Source organism: Mesorhizobium sp. M7A.F.Ca.CA.002.05.1.1 (assembly GCF_003998335.1).
Lineage (GTDB): Bacteria > Pseudomonadota > Alphaproteobacteria > Rhizobiales > Rhizobiaceae > Mesorhizobium.
Window position 1 is genome coordinate 1 of the sequence record NZ_RZQI01000900.1, and the last position, 2,384, is coordinate 2,384.

Sequence of the window (2,384 nt, forward strand, 5' to 3'; positions counted from 1 at the left end):
ATCCAGGCCAATGTCGCGGCGGCCGAAACGCTCGAGGCGAAGAAACAGGAACTGGTCTATCGCGTCCATGACGCGCCATCACTGGCCAAACAGGAATCGCTGCGCGAGTTCCTGCAGACATTGGGCCTGTCACTTGCGCGCGGCGCGCAGATGCAGCCAAGCCAGTTCAACGGCATTTTGGAGCGCGTGCGCGGCGCCGACAATGAAGGCCTGGTCAACGAAGTGGTTCTGCGCTCGCAGAGCCAAGCCGAATACTCGCCAAAGAACATCGGCCATTTCGGTCTCAACCTCCGCCGCTACGCCCATTTCACCTCGCCGATCCGCCGCTATGCCGATTTAATCGTGCATCGCGGACTTATTGCCGCACTCGGATTGGGTCCCGGCGGGCTGACGCAGGACGAAGCGGTACGGCTCGAAGATGTCGCGGTGCTGATCTCCGGCACGGAACGCCGCGCAATGGCGGCCGAGCGGGACACGGTCGACCGTCTGATCGCCGCCTACCTTGCCGAACGCGTCGACGACCGGTTCGATGCCCGCATCTCCGGCGTCACCAAGTCAGGACTATTTGTCCAATTGCCGCAGTACGGCGCGGATGGTTTCATCCCGGTGTCAACATTGAACGGCGATTACTATATATACGACGAAACGGCCCGCTCCCTGTTCGGAGAACGCTCGGGCAAAGGCTACCAACTCGCGGACCGCGTCGAGGTCCGTCTCCTCGAGGTGGCGCCGATGGCCGGGGCGATGCGCTTCGAGATGTTGACCGACCCAAAGCCTCTGCCGGGCTCCAAGCGGTCGTTTCACAAGGCCAAGGGCCGCGCCCGCGCGTCGCAATCGCGACCGGGTTCGCGCGGCAGGAGACGATGATGACAACAGCCATGGAAGAACAGGTTTTCGGCGGAGAACATCACTCGGGCCGGACCGCGCGCCCGCTGTGGACGGCGATGAAGCGCGGCCTGCTCGGCCGCTGCCCGCATTGCGGCGAAGGCAAGCTGTTTCGCGCTTTCACCAAGACCGTCGACACATGCAGTGTCTGCGGCGAGGAATTGCATCACCACCGGGCCGACGACCTGCCCGCCTATCTGGTCATCGTCATCGTCGGCCATGTCGTGCTGGGCGCCTTCATGGGCGTTGAGGCCACGTCGACGCTGTCCACATGGCAGCACATCGCCATCTGGGTTCCGCTGACCATCCTTTTGTCGGTTGCGTTGCTGCAGCCGATCAAGGGTGCCGTCATCGGACTGCAATGGGCCTTCTATATGCACGGCTTCGGCGGCGAGCACGACGTGATCGAGCCGCATCCCGGAGCCTAGGCCGCAGCCAAGAATGCTGCCTGGCGCAACATACCGACCGTGAAAGGCCACTTTCGCTTGCCAGAAGTTTCCGCTAGGTCCTGCGCATGGACGGTATGACCAAGGCGGAAGTCGACAGGATCGAGCGGAGCATGATCGCTCATAGCGACCGGCCAATTCGCCCGCGCGACGCGGCAACCCTCATCCTGCTCGACCGCAAGGACGATGACGTGCTGGTTCTGATGGGTCGCCGTCATGCCGGCCACGCCTTCATGCCGGGCAAGTTCGTCTTTCCCGGCGGCCGCACCGATCCGGCCGACAGCCGCATACCGGTCGTCGCCGCATTGCACCCGGAGCAGGAAGCCAGGCTGATCGCCGGACCGGGCCGCACAAGCGCCGCACGAGCCCGCGCCATCGCCCTGTCCGCCATCCGCGAAACCTATGAGGAAGCCGGGCTGCTGATCGGCCGCAAGGGTGCTTTCGCAACCCCCAGGCCCGATTGGCAAGGCTTTGCCGAACACGGCGTGCAACCCTCTCTCGACATGCTGCGCTTCGTTGCGCGCGCCATCACGCCGCCCAACCGGGTGCGCCGCTTCGACACCCGCTTTTTCAGCGCCTGGCGTGACGACGTCGCCGTCGAACTGCCCGGTGGCAGTCCCACCAACGAGCTCGAAGAACTGGTCTGGCTGCCGCTCGCCAAGGCCAGGGAAGCCGACATACCCGACATCACCCGAATGATCCTGGACGAGCTGGAAAAGCGCCTCGCCCATGATCCACTGTTGCGTCCAGGCGGACCCGTGCCCTTCTACCGGCTTGTCCGCAGACGCTTCACCCGCGAACTTCTCTAGAGCAATTCCAGGAAAAGTGTGACGCGGTTTTCCCGGAAAAGCGCTCAGCACTTTCCTTAGATCAAACAGGCAGAGTATTCAGCATCCCATGACGGTCGATACCCAACCACAGGGCGACGAACGCGTACACTGGCTGCCGATGGTGGCGGCGATCTCGTCGATCAGCGTCGTCGGCATCGCCATCGGCCTCGGCATGCCGCTGCTCAGCGTCATCCTTGAAACGCGCGGCCATTCGGCTTCGATG

General features: G+C 63.5%; 3 protein-coding genes and 1 pseudogene. All 4 read left to right on the forward strand.

The window, feature by feature from the left end; all coding sequences use genetic code 11:
• A partial coding sequence (locus EN939_RS30230) for an RNB domain-containing ribonuclease (RefSeq protein ID WP_127271322.1) occupies window positions 1–867 on the forward strand: 867 nt, incomplete at its 5' end.
• Window positions 868–878: 11 nt separating this feature from the next.
• The gene (locus EN939_RS30235) at window positions 879–1,313 is read left to right on the forward strand and encodes a DUF983 domain-containing protein (RefSeq protein ID WP_174800363.1); all 435 of its coding nucleotides are present in this window, start codon (window positions 879–881) and stop codon (window positions 1,311–1,313) included.
• Window positions 1,314–1,399: 86 nt separating this feature from the next.
• Window positions 1,400–2,140, forward strand: a complete 741-nt coding sequence (locus tag EN939_RS30240; RefSeq protein WP_127271326.1) for an NUDIX hydrolase — start codon at window positions 1,400–1,402, stop codon at window positions 2,138–2,140.
• Between the two features lie 88 nt (window positions 2,141–2,228).
• A pseudogene (locus EN939_RS39430) lies at window positions 2,229–2,384 on the forward strand (MFS transporter); the annotation flags it as partial.